General features: G+C 43.1%; 18 protein-coding genes and 1 pseudogene. 17 read left to right on the plus strand and 2 right to left on the minus strand.

Annotation, left to right across the window (positions count from 1 at the left end):
* Nucleotides 1–85: 85 nt before the first annotated feature.
* Together CU635_RS09375 and CU635_RS09380 are read left to right on the plus strand one after the other, a co-directional pair.
* Nucleotides 86–955, plus strand: a pseudogene (locus tag CU635_RS09375) (CehA/McbA family metallohydrolase); the annotation flags it as partial.
* On the plus strand, nt 945–1,670 hold the full coding sequence (locus tag CU635_RS09380) for an HAD family hydrolase (protein WP_180956534.1): 726 nt from the start codon (nt 945–947) through the stop codon (nt 1,668–1,670). The pseudogene CU635_RS09375 and the gene CU635_RS09380, both read left to right, overlap by 11 nt.
* Before the next feature lie 216 nt (nt 1,671–1,886).
* Here CU635_RS09380 and CU635_RS09385 read toward each other — a convergent pair whose 3' ends face one another.
* Both CU635_RS09385 and CU635_RS09390 read right to left on the minus strand, forming a co-directional pair.
* A complete protein-coding gene (locus CU635_RS09385; protein WP_101577110.1) occupies nt 1,887–2,825 on the minus strand; it encodes an amidohydrolase family protein in 939 nt (312 codons plus the stop codon).
* Between the two features lie 41 nt (nt 2,826–2,866).
* Complete coding sequence (locus CU635_RS09390; protein ID WP_101577111.1) at nt 2,867–3,646, minus strand: IclR family transcriptional regulator; 780 nt, start codon at nt 3,644–3,646, stop codon at nt 2,867–2,869.
* A 282-nt stretch (nt 3,647–3,928) separates the two neighbouring features.
* Here CU635_RS09390 and CU635_RS09400 point away from each other — a divergent pair, with 282 nt between their 5' ends.
* The 15 genes from CU635_RS09400 (at nt 3,929) to CU635_RS09470 (ending at nt 19,089) form a co-directional block, all read left to right on the plus strand.
* On the plus strand, nt 3,929–5,392 hold the full coding sequence (locus CU635_RS09400) for an aldehyde dehydrogenase (protein ID WP_101577113.1): 1,464 nt from the start codon (nt 3,929–3,931) through the stop codon (nt 5,390–5,392).
* Between the two features lie 18 nt (nt 5,393–5,410).
* Nucleotides 5,411–6,187, plus strand: a complete 777-nt coding sequence (locus CU635_RS09405; RefSeq protein ID WP_101577114.1) for a 2-keto-4-pentenoate hydratase — start codon at nt 5,411–5,413, stop codon at nt 6,185–6,187.
* Nucleotides 6,188–6,209: 22 nt separating this feature from the next.
* The gene (locus tag CU635_RS09410) at nt 6,210–7,106 is read left to right on the plus strand and encodes an acetaldehyde dehydrogenase (acetylating) (RefSeq protein WP_101577115.1); all 897 of its coding nucleotides are present in this window, start codon (nt 6,210–6,212) and stop codon (nt 7,104–7,106) included.
* A gap of 8 nt (nt 7,107–7,114) precedes the next feature.
* Nucleotides 7,115–8,140, plus strand: a complete 1,026-nt coding sequence (dmpG, locus tag CU635_RS09415; protein WP_101577156.1) for a 4-hydroxy-2-oxovalerate aldolase — start codon at nt 7,115–7,117, stop codon at nt 8,138–8,140.
* A gap of 15 nt (nt 8,141–8,155) precedes the next feature.
* Nucleotides 8,156–8,944 (plus strand): 2-keto-4-pentenoate hydratase, encoded by a 789-nt coding sequence (locus CU635_RS09420; protein ID WP_101577116.1) that lies wholly within the window; start codon nt 8,156–8,158, stop codon nt 8,942–8,944.
* A gap of 22 nt (nt 8,945–8,966) precedes the next feature.
* Nucleotides 8,967–9,152: a 4-oxalocrotonate tautomerase gene (locus tag CU635_RS09425; protein ID WP_101577117.1), complete on the plus strand. Its 186-nt coding sequence runs from the start codon at nt 8,967–8,969 to the stop codon at nt 9,150–9,152.
* Between the two features lie 135 nt (nt 9,153–9,287).
* Entirely contained in the window at nt 9,288–10,136 is an 849-nt protein-coding gene (locus CU635_RS09430; RefSeq protein WP_101577118.1) for a DODA-type extradiol aromatic ring-opening family dioxygenase, read from the plus strand.
* Nucleotides 10,137–10,454: 318 nt separating this feature from the next.
* The gene (locus tag CU635_RS09435) at nt 10,455–11,711 is read left to right on the plus strand and encodes an aromatic ring-hydroxylating dioxygenase subunit alpha (protein ID WP_101577119.1); all 1,257 of its coding nucleotides are present in this window, start codon (nt 10,455–10,457) and stop codon (nt 11,709–11,711) included.
* A 66-nt stretch (nt 11,712–11,777) separates the two neighbouring features.
* Nucleotides 11,778–11,978: a hypothetical protein gene (locus CU635_RS09440; protein WP_101577120.1), complete on the plus strand. Its 201-nt coding sequence runs from the start codon at nt 11,778–11,780 to the stop codon at nt 11,976–11,978.
* 18 nt (nt 11,979–11,996) lie between these two features.
* On the plus strand, nt 11,997–12,734 hold the full coding sequence (gene phtC, locus CU635_RS09445; protein WP_101577121.1) for a 3,4-dihydroxyphthalate decarboxylase: 738 nt from the start codon (nt 11,997–11,999) through the stop codon (nt 12,732–12,734).
* Nucleotides 12,735–12,748: 14 nt separating this feature from the next.
* The gene (locus CU635_RS09450) at nt 12,749–13,963 is read left to right on the plus strand and encodes a Gfo/Idh/MocA family protein (protein ID WP_245917398.1); all 1,215 of its coding nucleotides are present in this window, start codon (nt 12,749–12,751) and stop codon (nt 13,961–13,963) included.
* A gap of 252 nt (nt 13,964–14,215) precedes the next feature.
* Entirely contained in the window at nt 14,216–16,183 is a 1,968-nt protein-coding gene (locus CU635_RS09455) for a TRAP transporter permease (RefSeq protein ID WP_101577122.1), read from the plus strand.
* Between the two features lie 53 nt (nt 16,184–16,236).
* The gene (locus CU635_RS09460; protein WP_101577123.1) at nt 16,237–17,250 is read left to right on the plus strand and encodes a TAXI family TRAP transporter solute-binding subunit; all 1,014 of its coding nucleotides are present in this window, start codon (nt 16,237–16,239) and stop codon (nt 17,248–17,250) included.
* Between the two features lie 154 nt (nt 17,251–17,404).
* Nucleotides 17,405–18,073, plus strand: coding sequence for an isochorismatase family protein (locus CU635_RS09465; RefSeq protein ID WP_101577124.1), 669 nt, complete (start codon nt 17,405–17,407; stop codon nt 18,071–18,073).
* The gene (locus tag CU635_RS09470) at nt 18,070–19,089 is read left to right on the plus strand and encodes a TAXI family TRAP transporter solute-binding subunit (protein ID WP_101577125.1); all 1,020 of its coding nucleotides are present in this window, start codon (nt 18,070–18,072) and stop codon (nt 19,087–19,089) included. The genes CU635_RS09465 and CU635_RS09470 overlap by 4 nt, the downstream gene beginning before the upstream one ends.
* The last annotated feature ends 66 nt before the right edge of the window (nt 19,090–19,155 follow it).

Raw genomic sequence — 19,155 nt, forward strand, 5'->3', positions numbered from 1 at the left:
TTTGATTTTTATTCCATTTTTTCATCCTTGACTTTTTCATAGATTTTTTGTGCAACGCTAGTGGTCATGGGCCGAGGGACAACCATTAGTGATTCCGGGAGTCGAAATCACATCTACAAAAGGTCATTGGAACGCTTTAGGAGTAAAAAAATGGGTTGATTATCGCCCAAACAGGAAAGATGGCGGATTAGAAACCGAGCAAGGGATAACTAACATTTTGAAAGAAGCAAACCAATCAGGTGCTCTTTGCTCAATGAATCACCCTTTTCTTGTTCCATGGCAGTGGCAAATGGAGCATACACCGCTTTCAGTGATTGATAGCATAGAAATATGGAATGATCCCACTTTCCGGGCGAATGTCCAGGCAACAGAAAAAGCTCTTCTATTCTGGTCTCATATCTGGAACGAAGGGTATACGATTACAGGAATTGGTGGTTCAGATTCTCACTTGCTGCCAGATGATAGCTATGAGCAGGACGGAGAGCCTTCCTTAATAGGAGATCCTGGAACATATGTATGGGCAGGATGTTTATCCGCTTCTGTGATTTTGGAAAATGTTAAAAAAGGACATGTCTATGTATCCCGTGGCCCTGTTATTGATTTCTCGGCTCAAGTGGGAGAGACCTATTATAAAATCGGTGAAGAATTAACAGCTGCGATGGACCAAAACGGAAATAAAGCGTTTTGTAAGATCACTTTACAATACGATACAGAAGATATGATGGTCCACTGGATTGAAGACGGGAAAAAGGTTCACGAAGAAAGAGGCCTTTCATCCAGCTATGAAGTAAACTGGGAAGATAAATCTTACCATTGGCTGCGGATAGAAATCCGCTCAATTGATGGGAATCTGTTGGCTTTTACGAATCCTGTTTATTACGGAAGAAAAGAGCCGGCCGTTCAGACATGGGGAGAGCTCATGCAACACTCAGGGGGATCTGATTTTGAAGATTAAAGGTATTTTATTTGACAAAGATGGTACTTTATTAAAATTCGGATCCATTTGGAATAAAGTAATTGATGACGTAATCGATCATTTACTTGAGATGATTGGTGAAACATGCAATTTAAATCTAAGGAAACAGTTATCTATTTCGATAGGTTTAAGAGACGGACAAGTTGATGAGAAGGGGCATTTAGCAAGCGGGACTTCTTTGGATATTGCCAATGCTTTTCAAGCAGTGCTCCCTAAGGATATACCATTCTTGCATCAGTGGCTCTCAAAGCATCTATTAGAAAAGACGAAAAAATCTATCGAGTATGTACAGCCTGTATGTGATCTATCTCTCACATTTTCAGCACTAAAGGAAAAAGGAATCGTAATAGGAATTGCTACAGCAGATGACTATGAAACTACTACTCTTTGTTTAGAACATTTAGGCATTAGAAACGAAGTGCAATTTCTGGGCACAGCTGATTTATATGAGAAAAAGCCAGGTTCTCAAGTGGTGGAAAAATTTTGCGAAAAGTTTGGGTTTAAGACAGAAGAAGTCGCTGTCGTCGGAGATACAGTGATTGATTTGCAAACAGCCAAAAACAGCAACGCAGGCTATGGAATAGCCGTACTTTCAGGTGTTGGTTCTGAAGGAGAACTGCAAAAACTCGCTGATTTTGTCATCCCGAATGTTGAGCACCTTATTAATAAAAATGATAAGTTCATTTGGGATTAAAGGGAAATGTTAGAGTAGACGATAGCTCTTTCACTGTGTAATATTCAGAAGAATTATGAGAAATTTGAATCAGGTTGCTTTTACTGATTCTCTTTTTTCGTTAATTAATTATAAAAACTCTTGAAATGATTTGTTTAGATATGTTGAACCTCTTGCTTTTAAAAAATAAGACTCCGCTTTGAGGTTTTTTTCCACTTAAACGGAGTCTACAATTAGTTAATCCAGCATTAACTGAACCCTTTTTCTGTACTTCCCTTCCGGAGGCCACACACACAGGTCAAATGGGAAATCAGAACCCGGCACGACGCGGTCCGCGCCGACTGTTTTCACTAAAAAGTCAAGGCTGTCCTGATTCCACAGTACGGTATCATACCAGAAACGACTCAAGTATTCGGATGGAGGCGCTTTCAATTTGTTGGAAACGAGTGGCCATTGTTCGTATCCTTTGTTGAGTCTGCCGATTTGATAGGGAAGAAAGCCTCCGCCGTGGGCAAACAGGATTTTTACATTCGGGTACTGATCGATTAGTCCGCTTAGCAAAATATCTGTCGCACACACAGTTGTTTCCCATGGTACTCCGATCAGATTGGGCATCATTCGTCTTTTTAAGCGGGGGTCATCACATAGCAACGGATGGATGAACAGGATCGCGTTCAATCGATTTGCTTCCTCAAAAAGCGGTGTGAAAAAGTCATCCGACAGCATATGACCGGCATGACCAGGCCCGATGATCGCCCCTTTCAGTCCGAGATTCATCGCTTGATGCAGTATTTGCGCTGCTTTCCCGGGCTCATTAAGCGGAACTGTTCCGAGTGCGGATATTCTTTCAGGTTCTGATTGTGACGACCAGCGAGCTAAAGCGTGATTATATACAATTGCAATATCAGTTGTGATTTCCACAGGGAAATCATACATAAACAGCTGGGGGACCGGCGAGACAAGTGAATGAACGACGCCTGCTTTTTCTTGCTCTGCCAGGAAAAGTTGATCGTCTATAAATAATTTCTTTAATTCGAACCCCCATTTTTCATTAACGACTAAAAACTCCTCTTTATTTCCAGCTTCCTTTACCCATTTTGCATTAACAATTTGCTGATTGTCCTTAAGCCAGGTTAGAACTTCTGCCGGGATAAAATGTGTGTGGAAATCATGCATGGCAACCCCGCCTCCTTTTCTGCAAATCTAACATCAATTAATTACTTCCAATATCCCATTCTCGTTGAAATTTCCCTGCCTGCACTGACGACCTTTTTGGCAATCCCCTGCACTTTATGCTGCTGGATTCTTTGCTTCGGCCCAACGACAGATATGGCGGCAATCACCCTGCCTTTATAATCGTAAACCGGTGCGGCAATTGAATTCACCCCTTCGAGAAACTCTTCGATGCTGTAAGCAAAACCGTTCTCCTTTATGTTTTTTAAGTGGGTGCGTAATTTTTGCGGATCTGTAATCGTGTTTTTCGTGAATGATTGCAAACCTTTTTTGATAACGGTTTCAATCGTATTCTCGTTTGAGTACGCAAGCAGCACTTTGCCTGAACTTGTGCAATATAGCGGATTTCTTCTGCCGACATGGGTTAAAAATCTTACCGGATGGTTGCATTCTACTTTTTGCAAGTAAATCACTTCTAAATTATCCATAACGGAAATGTGGGCAGTTTCGCCTATGCTTTCAACAAGTTTGTTCAAAATCGGCTGTGACTCGCGGTATACGTCCATGTTACTATTGACGATACCGCTTAACGAAAGAATTGACAGTCCCAAGCGATACTTTTTTGTTTCCGGGTCTTTATAAACAAAGCCTTCACTGGCGAGGGTTGCCATCGTCCTGCTGACCGTGCTTTTATTTAGGCCAAGGGCTGTTGATAGGTCACTTATTTTCTTTTCAGGCTCATCCATTGTGAAGCTCCGTAAAATACGGAGGGCATTTTTCACGGATGAAAGGTGGCTTTCCTCTTCTTTTTTCAGCGCCAACATAATTCCTCCTTCTAATCCAGTTTCATTATCCACAACAATTTTATTTCAGTTGCTATGTAGTCGAAAATATAACAAAAAAATTTCAGTTTGAAAAGAGAATATTTTAAAAATTTAAAAAACAATCTGCTGAAAAGCTTGAATTCATGCGGTGTTACGCTGGAAAAATTAAATTCAATAAAAATATCTCCTGTTTCATATAGAGCAACGATCGCATTGTAGGCGAAAAAAGGAAGCGTTATCATAATATTGTGAAAATAATCAAAATTATGGAGGCCTGACATCATGCAAGTAGAAACAAGAGTACGAGCTATTAATTGTTTGCATTTTATTAACGGAAGATTTGTAGAATCACAGAATCAAAAATCATTTGAAAATATTAATCCTGCTACAGAAGAAGTATTGGGAACGGTTGCCGAAGGCGGCAAAGCAGAAGTGGATTATGCAGTCGCAGCTGCGAGGAGAGCATTGAACGGTCCGTGGAAAAATACAACTCTAGTAGAGCGCTCAAAAATTCTTCGTCGCATTGGTGATCTGATCCTTGAAAGGCAGGAAGAACTCGCTCATTTGGAGTCGTTGGATACTGGCAAACCATTTTCGCTCGCAAATAAGATTGATGTTCCCCGAGCGGCTTTTAATTTTCATTTCTTCGCCGATTATATTACGTCGATTGGCACGGATGCGTACCAGCAGGACGACCAGGCAATCCACTATGCATACCGCCGTCCTGTTGGTGTCGTTGGAATCATCAAGCCGTGGAACCTGCCTTTATTGCTGCTTACCTGGAAATTAGCTCCGTGCTTAGGAATGGGGAACACTGCAGTCATTAAGCCAGCGGAATGGACACCGATGACCGCAACTGTACTCATGGAAATCTGTAAAGAGGCAGGCGTACCGGATGGAGTCGTCAATCTTGTCCACGGATTCGGGCCAAATTCTGCAGGCGGGGCGATTTCCGAACATCCTGATATTGACGCGATTTCATTCATCGGCGAACCGGGAACAGGTTCTGCGATCATGAAATCGGCGGCAGATTCTTTGAAAAAACTATCATATGAATTGGGTGGGAAAAATCCGAACATTATTTTTGCCGATTCCGATTTGGATGAAGTGATTGAAACAACGATCAAATCGAGTTTCATCAATCAAGGCGAAGTTTGCCTGTGCGGTTCCCGCATTTACGTAGAACGTCCTGCCTATGAAGACTTTCTTGAAAAGTTCACGGCCAAAGTAAAAGAGTTAAAAGTAGGCCAACCGCTTGATGATGATACAAATGTAGGTGCATTAATCAGCAAAGAACATTATGATCGTGTCAATAGTTATATCGATATCGCCCGCAATGACGGTGCGACCATCCTGACTGGTGGAAAGCGGCCGGAAGGATTCACAAAAGGGTATTTTCTTGAGCCGACAATTATTACCGGATTGGATCGGAATTCACGCTGTGTCCGTGAAGAGATTTTTGGGCCGGTTGTTACCGTAACGCCGTTTGATATGGAGGAAGAAGTAATCATGCAGGCGAATGATACACACTTCGGCCTCAGTGCGACAATCTGGACAAATGACTTGAAGCGTGCCCACCGCGTTGCGCACCAAATTGAAGCGGGGATTATTTGGGTCAATACATGGTTCTTGCGTGACTTGAGAACACCTTTTGGAGGTATGAAACATAGCGGCATTGGCAGGACCGGTGGTATGCACAGTATCGATTTTTACTCTGAACTATCCAACATCACCATTAAATTATAGGAGAGGGGAGTCAGATCATTGGCCAGTAAAACAAATCAATTTGCCGGTCAGCTGGCAGAAGCAGAAATAAACAAAACGGGAATCACTCCGCTCACTTCGCAGGATCCTGAGCTCACCATTACAGAAGCCTATCATATCCAACTTGAAAACATTCAAAAAAAAGTTGCACAAGGCAATCGGATTGTCGGTAAAAAAATTGGACTGACGTCCGTAGCGATGCAGAAGCTGCTTGGCGTTGATGAACCCGATTATGGACATTTATTGGACAGTATGGCGGTGGAACATCAAGGCACCATTTCGATTGAACAGGTGCTGCAGCCTAAAGTGGAGGCGGAAATCGCCTTTATTTTAAAAAAAGAACTAACAGGACCCAATGTCACAACCCTTGATGTCCTCCAGGCAACAGACTATATCGTTCCGGCTCTGGAAATTGTCGACAGCCGGATTAAAGATTGGAAGATTAAGCTTCCGGACACGATTGCTGATAATGCTTCATCCGGTTTCTATGTGCTTGGTGGCAAGCCAACCAAGATAGAAGCAATGGATCTTGAATTGATTGGCATGGTGTTGACGAAAAATGGTGATATCGTCAATACCGGTGTCGGAGCAGCTGCACTTGGGAACCCGGCCACTTGTGTAGCTTGGTTAGCAAATCGTTTAGCCGATTTTGACATTCCGCTTCGTGCGGGCGAAGTGATTTTATCAGGTGCGCTGTCCGCGGCAGTCGAAGCCAGGGCAGGAGATCGGTTTACAGCAAGGTTTGCCCATATTGGTGAAGTTACAGTGAATTTTTAAACAAAAGGAAAGGGGTGCCCTTATGAGCAGAGTAAAAGTGGCAGTGCTTGGATCGGGAAATATTGGAACCGATTTAATGTTAAAGCTCGGGAGGTCAGAGCTGCTTGAACTGACAACCGTTATCGGAATTGACCCTGATTCGGATGGATTGAAAAAGGCAAGGGAATTAGGATACGAAACAGTCGATACTGGGATTAAAGGATTTTTGGAAAGGCCGGATCTTGCCGAGATCGTTTTTGATGCGACCTCGGCGAAGGCGCATATCAGGCATGCGAAATTACTGAGGGAAGCGGGCAAGCAGGTACTTGATTTAACGCCTGCGGCAGTTGGTCCTTTTGTCGTGCCGTCCGTCAATATCAATGAACATTTGAACGCGGATAATATCAACTTGATTACCTGCGGGGGGCAGGCGACGATTCCGATCGTCCATGCCATAGATCGGGTCCAAGCGGTCGAATATGCCGAAATTGTTGCAACGATTTCGAGCAAAAGTGCCGGGCCCGGTACGAGGGCCAATATCGACGAATTCACGCAAACTACGGCCCGTGGCATTGAAAAAATTGGCGGCGCTAAAAAAGGCAAGGCGATCATCATTCTGAACCCGGCGGAGCCACCGATTATCATGAGAGACACCGTTCACGTGCTGGTCGAAGGTGTTGACGTGAATGAAGCGGCTATCAGCGCATCGATAAGGGAAATGGAAAAACAAGTACAGTCATATGTTCCTGGATACAGATTAAGGCAAGAGCCGATTTTTGATGGCAACCGAGTTACTGTTTTTATTGAAGTGGAAGGTGCCGGGGATTACCTTCCGAAGTATTCAGGCAACCTCGATATCATGACAGCTGCATCAGTAAAGGTTGCAGAGGAATGGGCGAAGCACAGGATTTCACAGGCAGTTCTTCAAGGAAGGGGATGAGCGGAAATATGGACTCAACGAGAGACGTAATCATTACCGAAGTTGCGTTAAGGGATGGCAGCCATGCGGTCGGCCACCAATTCACAGTCGATCAAGTTACAAAAGTGGCGAAAGCTCTGGATGAGGCAAATGTGCCTTATATCGAAGTCACCCATGGAGATGGTTTGGGCGGTTCTTCTTTACAATACGGCCTATCTTTGACCAACGAAATGGAGTTAATCGAAGCCGCAGCATCATCAGTTAAGAGGGCAAAAATTTCTGTATTGCTTTTGCCGGGAATCGGCACAATGCCTGAGTTAAAGGAAGCGGCCCGATTGGGGGCTAAAATGGCGCGGGTCGCCACGCATGTGACCGAAGCCGATGTCGCCCCGCAGCATATTGCGTTAGCTAAGGACCTCGGGCTTGAGACGGTCGGATTTTTAATGATGTCACATATGGCGCCAACAGCAAAGCTTGTTGAACAAGCGAAATTAATGGAGAGCTATGGAGCGGATACAGTCTATGTTGTGGACTCGGCCGGAGCCCTTTTGCCTCATGAAGTGAAGGAACGAATCAGGGCACTTAAAAATAGTTTATCGGTTCAGATCGGATTCCACGGACACAACAATCTGTCTTTAGCTATGGCAAACTCCCTGGCGGCGATCGAAGAAGGGGCAACGAGAATCGACGGCAGCATTCGCTGCCTGGGAGCCGGAGCCGGCAACACACAAACGGAAGTGTTGGTGACCGTTCTCGAAAAGCTGGGAATTAACACAGGAATTGATATTTACAAGATGATGGATATTGCCGAAGATTTAGTGGCACCAATTTTAGAAAAACCGCAGGAAATCACAAAAGACAGTCTCGTTCTTGGCTATGCAGGAGTCTATTCAAGCTTTTTATTGCATGCGCAACGGGCGGCGAAAAGGTTTGGCATTGACTCTCGTGATGTTTTAATCGAGCTCGGTAAACAAAATGTCGTCGGCGGCCAGGAAGACATGATCGTCGATGTTGCGGCAGAGATCTCGAGAAAAAAGCTTGGCGTTCGTGTGTAAAGAGGAGGAAAAAGTATGATCAATGCGGAATACAAGGATATAGCCAAATATTTAGAGGCAGCCGAAACAGACAAACGGGAAGTTGAAAAAGTTACCGCAAGACTGAAGCCCGATCTGACGGTGGAGGAAGGCTATCTCGTTCAAGAGGAAATCGTTAACATAAAATTAGAACAGGGAAAACGAATCATCGGTCCGAAAATGGGCTTAACAAGCGAAGCAAAAATGAAGCAAATGAATGTCAACGAACCGATCTATGGTTATGTATTTGATTACATGCTGATCGATAACGGCGGAAAGGTTCGTTTGAATGAGTTAATACATCCCAAAGTGGAAGCGGAAATTGCTTTTATGATTGGTGAAGATATTGAAGGGCCTGGTGTAACAGGAGCCGATGTCCTTGCTAAAACGGATTACGTCATACCAGCACTTGAAATTATCGACAGCCGCTATGAAAATTTTAATTTCACTTTGCCTGATGTCATCGCCGACAATGCGTCCACTTCAAGGGTCGTATTCGGAACATCGCCGAAGAAACCAGGGCAGTTTGAATTGGATTTAGTCGGAGCGGTCCTTTCAATCAATGGCGAATTAAAGGAGTTGGGAGCCGGCGCGGCCGTCCTCGGCCATCCTGCTGAATCGATTGCAATGCTTGCAAACATGCTGTCCCGAAAAGGAGAAAAAGTGCGCAAAGGCGATGTGATTTTATCAGGAGCGATAACAGGCGCTGTGATGCTGCAAAACGGTGACGTTGTCAGCGGAAAATTTGATGGACTAGGGGAAGTTTCTTTCACCGTCATCGAATAGATAAAGAAGGGGGAAGGATTGGATGCCGATTATTAATATTCAGATCCAGGAAGGGCGACCAAGAGAGAAAATCTCCGAAATCATTGAGAATGTGACAAACACTGTTTCCGAAACATTGGATGCGCCAAAAGAAAATATCAGGGTATTAGTAACCGAAATTCCCAAAACACACTGGGGAAAAGCTGGAAAGCCAATGTCAGAGCAATAGCTGACAACCTTCAAGGCTTCAATACAATATCAAAATGGCTGATTATGCCAACTGTGAAAAAATTAGCTTCATCTTTTTTTGTTGATTATTGTAAGCGTTTGCTTCTATCGATATTTATTTAAACGGGAGGTTATTATGACGATTGAGTTAAGCATGCTGGTGCCCCATGTTCCTAGTATTTGTCACGAAGACCAGGTTCCTGAGTTTCAAAAGGATATGGTTTCAGCCATGAAAGATGTTTCTAAAGAAATTTACAGGTTGAAGCCGGATGCGATTGTGCTTGTTTCTTGCCACTGGCCATCGACTTTCTTCCATTACGTTGACTGCACACCGGAGCATAATGGTATTTTAACAGCTATCGAAGCCCCCGACCTGATCAAGGATGTTCCTTATCATTACCCGGGCGATCCAGACCTTGCAGACGAATTGGTCAAAGCCGGGCAGGATGCCGGCCTTCAAGTCCAGGGAGTGAATGATCCTTATTATGTTTGGGATTACGGCAGTGTCGTACCATTGCGCTATCTTGTGCCACAGGAGGATATTCCCGTTATCAATTTATCGGTGACATTAGCTGCGAGTCTTGAGGAAACGTATAAATGGGGGCAAGTGATTGCCAAGGTTTTACGGAAAAGTGACAAAAAGATCGTTTTCGTTTCAAGCGGAGCCTTATCACATAATTTAGTTCGCGGGAGACATAACAAGCCGACCGTAGCCGAACATGCCCTCGATAAGCAGTTCGTTGAATTCGTGATGAACAAGGATTATCAAGCTGCGTATAACATGCTTCCAGAATATGCAAGGATGGCGAAAGTGGAATCAGGAGGGCGCCATCTTGCCATGTTATTCAGCATGGTTGAGGAAGGCTCCGAACCGGCTTATTTAGCGGATGGACAGTCGTCGGGAAGCTGGAATGCTCTCATTACTTTTGGAAATAAACAAGTCGCCCATAAGGAAGCGAATGTTGAGAGAGAGTATGTTAAGTAAAACGAAGGCATTAGCTGACAAAGTTATCCTAAAGCCTTTGGGTATGTATTGTTTTTTGAAAAAAGCTAAAAAAATCTCTTTTTGTTGCACATAGAGAAACAGAGACATTGTATAAGAATTTATCGTGTCATAACATGAATTAAAAATATAGAAGTTTACGATCGAACAGGGGTAAGAGGGAAGTACAAAACAATTTATAGTTTGAAAGCGCCAACAATAAACTGGAGGTGGAAAAAAATTTTTTCGGGGTGATGTAAAGTAGCAGACTGGGAACAAAGAAACACTCCCTGCAAGCTAAAGAAAAGGAGAGGATAGGTAATGTTAAGCAAAGAACAAAATGAAAGGTTGACTCAAGTTGGTCCTGGGAAGCCAACGGGAGAGCTGTTAAGAAGATATTGGCATCCGATTGCAGCAAGCTCGGACATCGAAAAAATTGGGACAATAAAGAAACTGAAGATTCTAGGAGAAGAGCTCGTATTGTTTCGTGATAAATCCAATACATTGGGACTGGTAGGCGACAAATGTGCCCACAGGGGAGTATCTCTTGAGTATGGTATTCCGGAAAAATGCGGGATTCGCTGTCAATATCACGGCTGGTTATATGATCGGGATGGACAGTGCACCGAACAACCGAATGAACCGGAAAACAGTACGTTTAAAAGCCGCATTAAAATTTCTGGATATAAAGTGGAAGAAATGGGCGGACTCGTATTTGCATATATGGGACCTGCCCCCGCTCCTGAACTACCAAAATGGGACCTGTTTGTTCAAGATAATGTCCTACGCACAATCGGTTACGCGGAGATTCCTTGCAACTGGCTGCAAATAATGGAGAATTCCATGGATCCTACTCACTTGGAATGGCTGCACGGCCATTACTTCCAGCATGTTTTTGAACAGCAGGGCCGGCCGCAGGATGAATGGAAAATAACGAAACACCATCTAAAAATAGGATTCAATGAATTTGAGTACGGAATTATTAAAAGACGTGTGTTAGAAGGACAAACCGAAGAAAATGAAGACTGGGCGGTTGGTCATCCGATTGTATTTCCAAATATGCTGCGTGTTGGCGATAGTGGGGCCCACTCCTTCCAAATCCGTGTTCCGATCGATGATGAACACACACTGCATTTTTGGTATACATGTTTTGTTCCAATGGAAGGGGTCAAAGTTCCGGACAATTACCCAATTTCGCTATACGAATGCCCTATCTTCGATGCGAACGGAAAATTTGTTAATGACTATATCGACGGACAGGACATGATGGCATGGGTTACTCAGGGCGCGATTGCGGACCGAACTACAGAGCGGCTCGGAACTTCCGATAAAGGTATTATTATGTTTCGGCAGATGCTGCAACGGGAATTGAAACAAATTGAAAATGGAGAAGATCCTAAATGTGTTATTCGTGATCCCCGGCAAAATGAAAATATTAAGCTACCACAAGAGGAAGATAAATTTAGTGAGGGCGGTTTATTGTCAGGAGTGGCCAAAGACTGGAATACACGATATGCCCCGAACCTTGATGAAATTATTGAACTTTGTAAAGGTGGAAAGGTTTCTTCTGGTCTTTAAGCAACGGGAAGTTCCTTCGTAGCTGGGGGGAACTTCTTCTCATTCTATTTGAAGGGGGATTCATAGATGGCTGAAAATAAAAACTATGAAATTAAGTTAAAGTACTGTCCGAATTGTGGGGAGTCACTTTTAAAATCAAAGAGCCTCTTAAATGAATACTGGATTTCCAGTGATATAGCTTATTTTTGTTGGTGCAGCGATTGTTCATGGAGAGGCGAAATTATCGAGATGGAGCGTGTCACTGCACCCGAGTTAGCCAGTCAATAAGGAAAGCAGGTGAGATAGATGTCTGATCCGCTATACGAACTTAGAGAAAAAGTAGCGCTCTCCTGTAGGATTTTAGCGATGGAAGGTCTGGTAGATGAAACACTGGGCCATGTTAGTGCGCGAATTCCAGATACAAATGAAATGTTTATCCGCTGCCGGGGAGAGCAGGAGGATGGGGTTAGATATACGACGGTCGAGGCAATAAGGCGAGTCAACTTTGACGGTCAGGGCGATGACCTTCAAGGGAAATATCAAATTCCAAAAGAACTGCCAATCCATGGCGAAATTATGAAGTCCCGGCCGGAAGTCGGGTGTGTGATCCACGCCCATCCACCTGCCGCTTTGATTTGCGGAATTTCGGATTTACCGCTGCGACCGATTTTTGGAGCCTTCAATATTCCTGCGATGCGGATGGCATTAGAGGGAATTCCGATTTTTCCGAGATCATATCTGGTAACACGGTCTGAACTAGCAACGCCGCTGATTGAAGAAATGGGAGAAAAAAATATTTGTTTAATGAAGGGCCATGGCATTACAGCAACAGGAGCAACAGTTGAAGAAGCTACTATCAATGCCTTGAACTTCAATACATTAGCAAAAGTAACGCTAGAAGTAAGCAAAACAGGCCGGGAAGCATCTGTGATCTCCGATGAGGATGTTGCCGAGCTGCCTGATTTAGGAACAAAGTTTAATGCGAAATGGGTTTGGCGATATTATGTGAGAAAATTAAGAGAGACTGAGAGAATAAAAGGTTGAAAGGAGATGTCAAATTGTCCTTGGAAAATGGAATTATTAATATTGGAATAGTAGGATTGGGCATTGCCGGGGCATCGATGGTCCCCGATATTTTAAGGCATCCAAAGGTCAGATTGACTGCTGCTGCAACGAGAAACAAAGAAAGACTTGAAAAAATCGCCTACGAATATAATGTGGAAACCTATTATACCATTGAGGATTTATGTAAAAGCACAAATGTTGATGCAGTTTACATTGCCACTCCTACCGAATTACATACCGAACATGTGCGCATTGCTGCGGAAGCGAAAAAGCATATCATCGTCGAAAAACCTTTATCGGTATCTTTAACCGATGCAGATAATATGATCGAAAATGCAGAAAGAAACGGTGTCCAGCTGATAGTAGGGCATTCCCACAGCTTTGAACCGCCCATTCAGAAAATGCGGGAGATTATAACCAGTGGTGAACTTGGAAGAGTCGTCATGATTCACAATTGGTATTTTAATGATTGGTTATATCGTCCAAGGACGCCTGAAGAATTAAAGACCGAACTTGGGGGCGGGGTCACCTACCGCCAGGGCTCGCACCAATTTGATATCATCCGCTTTTTAGGCGGGGGAATGATCAGGAGCATCCGAGCAGTAACTGGGATCTGGGACGATTCGCGGCCAACGGAAGGCAATCACTCCATTTTCCTTGAGTTTGAAAATGGTACTGCCGCAACTGCTGTCTATAATGGCTATGATCATTTTCATACAACGGAGCTAACCTTTGATATTGGAGAAGGAGGCCCGTTAACAAAATCAAATATCTACGCACAATCGCGCCGCCTCATAACAGAAACAAATTCGCCTGCTGATGAAGTGTCATTAAAAATAGCCTCTGGATATGGCGGAAGCCGCTCGAAAAACTATCAAGTCGCCGAAAAAAATCATCCGTTTTTTGGATTGACGATTGTCAGCTGTGAAAAGGGCGACATCCGGCAACACCCTGACGGCCTGCTTGTTTATGGAGAAAACGAAAAGTATGTCGTTCCTATTTCAAAAGAAGAGACAGGGCGCTTCAATGTCATCGACGAGCTCTGTACCGCTGTGATAGAAGGACAAAGGCCGGTACATGATGGATATTGGGCAAAAGCAAACTTGGAAGTGTGCATAAAAGCGATTCAATCATCAAAAGAACGCAAAGAATTGTATTTAGACTTTCAGGTGCCGGTAAAAGATAAAGTGAAAAATATTATTGGATAGATAATGAATCCGTTCTTGCTGATGACATTGATTTATTCATGAAAATCAAATCGATATATGATTTTATACCTTTTTGAAAGCAGACTTTCTTTTGTATAGTCTGATTTTTTTTAGCCAATTAATGTGTGTAAATTTTTTTTGCTTGTTGCACATAGCACAACAGGAAGGTTGTAGGTTCTATTTTTTTATATTATTTTGAATATATAAATATTTTGAATAATTAATTCGTAAAAAGAAAGCGAGGGAGGATTTTTGAAAAAGATATTAGGAAATTTATTTAGTACTGGAATGATTAGAGAGCCTGAAGGGTGGATCAGGAAACTTACCCTGTTATTGGTTTGCGCGATCACAATATTTCAATTTTATGTAGTCTTATTTTCAACCATGGATCCATTTCTGCACAATTCTATCTTCATCACATTTATGTTAGCGGTTACATTCATTGTTTTTTCCTTTAGTTCAGGCAAGTCGAGAAATAAAATTCCGCTCTATGACATCCTTATCTCTTTTACGTTAATGGGAATCGGCGTGTTTATGATCGTATATTCTGAACGCTTTCTCACCCGTTGGCCAATGGCGGACCCGTTAACTGTAATGGAAATGATTGTGGGTTCGATCATGCTGTTGATTGTCATTGAGGTAACAAGAAGAACTCTGGGAACCGGGATGCTCGTCATTGTAAGCGCTTTAATTATTTATGCTTTCTTTGGCCATCTCATCCCGGGTGTTTTTGGCCACCAGCAGTACACGTTGATGCAATTCGTCGACCAAATGGTGTTCACGGTAAACGGTGTTTATGGCTCAATTGCAACTGTAGCGGCAACGTATGTGTTTTTCTTTGTACTGTTCGGTAACTTGTTCAATGCTTCTGGTGGCGGGAATTTCTTTTATGCACTATCAAAAGCCGTGACCGGCCGGGTAGCGGGAGGCCCCGCCAAGGTAGCGGTGATTTCGAGCGGTTTGTACGGCTCCATTTCCGGAAGCCCGACAGCAGATGTCGCCACGACAGGATCGTTTACGATTCCTTCTATGAAAAAGGTTGGATATTCGGGAGTTTACGCTGGTGCGATTGAAGCAACTGCGGCGACTGGTGGAAGTATTCTTCCGCCAGTCATGGGGTCAGCAGCGTTTCTGATGGCAGAAATGACAGGCATTTCTTATGCATCAATAGCATGGGCTGCGCTGATACCGGGGCTCTTATACTATTTAGCGATTTTCGCACAAGTCCATTTCCAGGCGAAGAAGACAAAGATGGCCGGATACGATGATGAGACTTTACCAACCGTAAAAGGCGTCATGAAGTCGATGGGACAATTCATCATTCCGATTATCGTCCTCGTTGTTTTCCTTGAACAAGGATTCACACCGGTACTTGGAGCAATTGCTGCCTCCGTAGCAACGATCATTGTGAGTTATTTTAAAAAGGAAACCAGGTTAACCCCGAAGAAACTTTTTAACACGATGATAGAAACGACTACCCGAATATCTCCGTTGGTGGCCGTCTGTGCAGCTGCTGGAATCGTGGCAGGGGTAATTCAGGTGACGGGGCTTGGAGGGAAATTCTCAAGTCTGATCCATGCGGCTTCAGGCGGAAGTATATTTATGACGTTACTGGTAACCATGGTTGTTTGCGTCATCTTTGGAATGGGGATGCCTACTCCCGCTGCATATATTCTTACTGCGGTATTAGCGGCACCAATCATGATTGAAGTTGGGATTGATTTGCTGGAAGCCCATTTATTCATTTTATATTTTGCTTGCTTATCAGCCATTACACCGCCGGTCGCCGTTGCCGCATATGCGGCCGCCGCAATAGCCGATGCCAATCCAATAAAAATCGGCTTGCTGGCCTGCCGGTTGGGAGCTGTTGCGTTTATCATTCCATTTATGTTTATTTATGACCCGGCTCTCTTGTTGATTGGTTCCCCGGTTGAAATCATAATCGCTGTGATCAGCGCAATTATTGGGGTTCTTGCATTGGCGGCCGGATTTGAAGGATGGTTTGGTATACCGCTCAAAAAATATGAACAATTCATTGTGATTATCAGCGGTCTGCTTCTCATCTATCCACATTATGTCAGTAGCATCATTGGCTTGGCTGGCGTATGTTTCATGCTTGTGCCGAAATTCCCTGAGGTAGCGAAAGATTTTAAAAATAGCGGTCGAGTGAAAATTGACGGGGAAATAAGCCTCGATAAAAAACCAATTTCAAATTATTAAAAACGTTTCTTAAAAGCAGAAAGACAAGAATATGAAACATTGGGGGAAAAGGAATGAAAATAAGAACCTATCAGTCTATTTTTATTCTTCTATTTTTCGTGTTGTTTTTGGTAGGCTGTGGCGCTACACAAGATCCAGAAGCTAATTCTTCAAAGGCGAATGCTAGCGGCGGTGAGATGAAGGTAACTATTGCAGGAGGAGCCGCAGGGGGAGCCTGGAGCACTATTGGTGAAGGGATTGGAGAAACCTTTAAGCGGTCATATCCTGATTCATCGTTTACGTATCAGCCCGGACAGGATGGCGCCAATGTGATTACGGTAAATACCGGTCAGGCCGATTTTGGTATAGTCAGCTCTCCTTCTGTGAAATGGGCATATGAAGGAAAGCCTCCGTATCCATCGAAAATAGAAAATTTACGTACCGTAGCCTTTCTTCATAAGATGCCTTATCACTTTGTGGTAACTGAAAGTTCAAACATTCAATCAATCGATCAGATTGTTAAAGAAAAAATTCCTTTTGTAGTGGCTGTGGCTACCAAAGATTCGACGATGGAAATGACGAACCGTGTTGTCTTTGAAAGCTATGGAACCAGCTATAAAGAAATTGAAAAGAATGGAGGTAAGATTCAGTATATAGCAATACCCTATGACCAAATTAAAGATAACAAGATGGATGGAACTTTGACTCCCTTTCCCTTACCGACAGGGAGCCTGGTGGAATTGAATACTAACAAACCAATCAAGTTACTGCCTCTTTCTGATACAGCTATTAAATTGTTGGCAGAAAAAGTAGGGGCAAAACCTTTTACGATTATGGCTGGTGCCTATCCATTTGTCAAAGAAGATATCGCTACTGCGTCGGTTGATACTGTTTTAATTGCGAGCGCAGATGTACCTGAAGACGTTGTATATAAAATGACCAAAGCCATGTATGAACAATTGGATTACCTTTATACCGTTCATCAATCCTTTGAGGCTATAACAAAAGAAACGATAGCAGATGTTGCAGGAGCTCCATTACATCCGGGTGCTGAAAAATTCTATAAAGAAATCGGTATTCTGAAATAGAGTAAAACAATAGCGATTATAAGACCTTAAGACCAATTGATCGCTATCTATAGATCTACAAAGATGAGACCGAACTACCAATCGAAATTCATCCACACACATAATATAACATGGTAATTTTTGGAATGAAAAATTGGAAGATGGGGGATATTTTATGTCAGACATCTGGCAAGAAACAAATAAATTTTTTGTTGAACGTGGATTTGCTAGAAAAATAGGATTTGGAAAACGACCTGCTGTAATAGTAATTGATATTATTGGAGCATTTACAAATCCCGATTTACCGCTTGGCACAAATTTAGAGCAAGTTATTAATGAAACTAAGAAAGTATTGAATGTGTCTCGACAAGCAGATATTCCCATCTTCTTTAGTACCCTAAGCTATGACGATAAGGACCTGAAAGATGCGGGTGTATGGGCGCTTAAACAGGGGGGGTTAGTGACTTTACGGTCAGGTACACCTGAAGCAGAAGTAGAGCCACGTTTAGAACGAAGGTTAAGCGAGCCTTTAATTGTGAAAAAATATGCTTCAGTCTTTTTTGGAACAGATTTATTTACAAGGTTAAATACGTTAGGAATTGATACATTGATTTTAACAGGATGTACGACGAGTGGGTGTGTTCGAGCTACAGCTGTTGATGGACTCCAGTATGGCTTTCGGGTGATAGTAGCCGAAGAAGCTGTTGGGGATCGGGCTGATATGGCACATAAACAAAGTCTTTTTGACTTAAATGCAAAGTATGCTGATGTTGTTTCTGTAACAGAAGTGCTACATTTCCTTTCTAGTTTAAAAATACCAATAAATGAGGAGAAAAAGGTATGAAAAAGAGAATCTATCAAATTTTCACCATTATTTTGTCTATCACATTTTTGTTAGCAGGTTGTGGAGGAAGCTCCGAACAGACAAAATCATCTAAAGCAAATGCTTCGTCCGGAGGTGAGCTGAAAGTAACGATTGCCGGAGGCGCTGCGGGTGGCTTATGGAGTACAATCGGTGAAGGTCTCGGGGAAGCCTTGAAGCGAACACATAAGAGTGCGTCGTTCACATATCAGCCTGGGCAGGACGGTGCCAACATCATTACAGTAACCACCGGTCAGGCCGACTTCGGAATAGTCAGTTCTTCAGCAGCAAAATGGGCCTACAAAGGGGAAGGCCCATATCCATCCAAAGTGGATAAAGTGCGGACCGTCGCTTTTCTACATCAAATGCCATACCACTTTACGGTTAGTGAGGATTCGGGAATAAATTCAATTGAACAAATCGCGGAGGAAAAATTCCCGTTGATAGTGGCTGTTAATACGAAAGACTCGCCGATGGAGATTTCAAACCAGATTGTTTTTGAAAGCTATGGTATCAGCTATGAACAAATTGAAAAGAATGGTGGCAGTATCCAATACCTGGCGATCAGTAAAGCGAATGACCAGATTAAAGATAACAAAATGCATGGATCAATATCACCCCTGCCAACCCCTGCGGGGAATTTGATGGAGTTAAATTCTAGCAAGCCAATTAAATTACTTCCTCTTTCTGATGCGGCAATCAAAGCAATGGAAGAAAAAGTTGAGGCAAGACCATATACGATTAAGGCAGGCACGTATCCATTTGTAAAACAAGATATCCCTACTGCAGCCGTTGATACGATTTTAATTACAAGTGCGGATATTCCGGAAGACGTAGTATATAAAATGACGAAAGCGATGTATGAACAAATGGATTATTTGTATACCGTCCATCAATCCTTTGAGGCTGTAACTAAAGAGACGATAGCGGAAGTAACCGGGGCTCCATTGCATCCTGGTGCTGAAAAGTTCTATAAAGAAATCGGAATCTTGAAATAGAGTGAGAGGGATAGCAATAATAAGCTTCTATTATCGCTATCCTTTTTCTCTTTTGAATTAAAGGGG

This window comes from Bacillus canaveralius, assembly GCF_002860125.1.
Classification (GTDB): domain Bacteria; phylum Bacillota; class Bacilli; order Bacillales; family Cytobacillaceae; genus Bacillus_BJ; species Bacillus_BJ canaveralius.

Coding starts and splice junctions, on each gene's coding strand:
- CU635_RS09385 (WP_101577110.1), bottom strand. CDS start 2,825: ATGCATGATTTCCACACACATTTTATCCCGGCAGAAGTTCTAACCTGG.
- CU635_RS09390 (WP_101577111.1), bottom strand. CDS start 3,646: ATGTTGGCGCTGAAAAAAGAAGAGGAAAGCCACCTTTCATCCGTGAAA.
- CU635_RS09400 (WP_101577113.1), top strand. CDS start 3,929: ATGCAAGTAGAAACAAGAGTACGAGCTATTAATTGTTTGCATTTTATT.
- CU635_RS09410 (WP_101577115.1), top strand. CDS start 6,210: ATGAGCAGAGTAAAAGTGGCAGTGCTTGGATCGGGAAATATTGGAACC.
- dmpG (WP_101577156.1), top strand. CDS start 7,115: ATGGACTCAACGAGAGACGTAATCATTACCGAAGTTGCGTTAAGGGAT.
- CU635_RS09420 (WP_101577116.1), top strand. CDS start 8,156: ATGATCAATGCGGAATACAAGGATATAGCCAAATATTTAGAGGCAGCC.
- CU635_RS09425 (WP_101577117.1), top strand. CDS start 8,967: ATGCCGATTATTAATATTCAGATCCAGGAAGGGCGACCAAGAGAGAAA.
- CU635_RS09430 (WP_101577118.1), top strand. CDS start 9,288: ATGACGATTGAGTTAAGCATGCTGGTGCCCCATGTTCCTAGTATTTGT.
- CU635_RS09435 (WP_101577119.1), top strand. CDS start 10,455: ATGTTAAGCAAAGAACAAAATGAAAGGTTGACTCAAGTTGGTCCTGGG.
- CU635_RS09440 (WP_101577120.1), top strand. CDS start 11,778: ATGGCTGAAAATAAAAACTATGAAATTAAGTTAAAGTACTGTCCGAAT.
- phtC (WP_101577121.1), top strand. CDS start 11,997: ATGTCTGATCCGCTATACGAACTTAGAGAAAAAGTAGCGCTCTCCTGT.
- CU635_RS09460 (WP_101577123.1), top strand. CDS start 16,237: ATGAAAATAAGAACCTATCAGTCTATTTTTATTCTTCTATTTTTCGTG.
- CU635_RS09465 (WP_101577124.1), top strand. CDS start 17,405: ATGTCAGACATCTGGCAAGAAACAAATAAATTTTTTGTTGAACGTGGA.
- CU635_RS09470 (WP_101577125.1), top strand. CDS start 18,070: ATGAAAAAGAGAATCTATCAAATTTTCACCATTATTTTGTCTATCACA.